1 protein-coding gene is annotated in these 385 nt (G+C 54.5%); it reads right to left on the bottom strand.

Going from position 1 to position 385, the window contains the following annotated elements; translation table 11 throughout:
* Positions 1 to 385 (bottom strand): DDE-type integrase/transposase/recombinase (locus HMPREF2967_RS12635; RefSeq protein WP_232770540.1); only part of this gene is annotated, 385 nt, incomplete at both ends.

The following is a 385-nucleotide window of genomic DNA, read 5'->3' as shown; positions in this document are numbered from 1 at the left end:
CCCATGGATTGGCGAACACCAAGCTGGGTGCAGTGGTCCCTAAATGCTTGTGAGGTGTACACACTGCCATGATCAGAATGGAAAATTGCCCCTTTAAGACTTCCACGGACTTTCCTTGCATGAGATAAAGCTTCGATAACCAGCGATACCCGCATGTGATCGGCGAGTGCATGGCCGACGAGCTTGCGCGAGTAGACGTCGATGACCGTGGCCAGGTACATGTTCTTGCCGCCCTTACACGGCAGGTAGGTGATATCGCCTACATAGACGTGGTTCGGCCTATCAGCGGTGAATCTGCGGCCTACTAAGTCTGGCATGACTCGACGGCCAGGCTTGCGCCTGGTGGTGATACATCGACGCCGTTTACTAAAGCCTTTCAGCCCCA

The organism is Corynebacterium sp. HMSC059E07 (assembly GCF_001814395.1).
Lineage (GTDB): Bacteria > Actinomycetota > Actinomycetes > Mycobacteriales > Mycobacteriaceae > Corynebacterium > Corynebacterium hesseae.
Note: the sequence above shows the minus strand (reverse complement) of the source record. Positions and strands in the feature narration are given on the sequence as shown.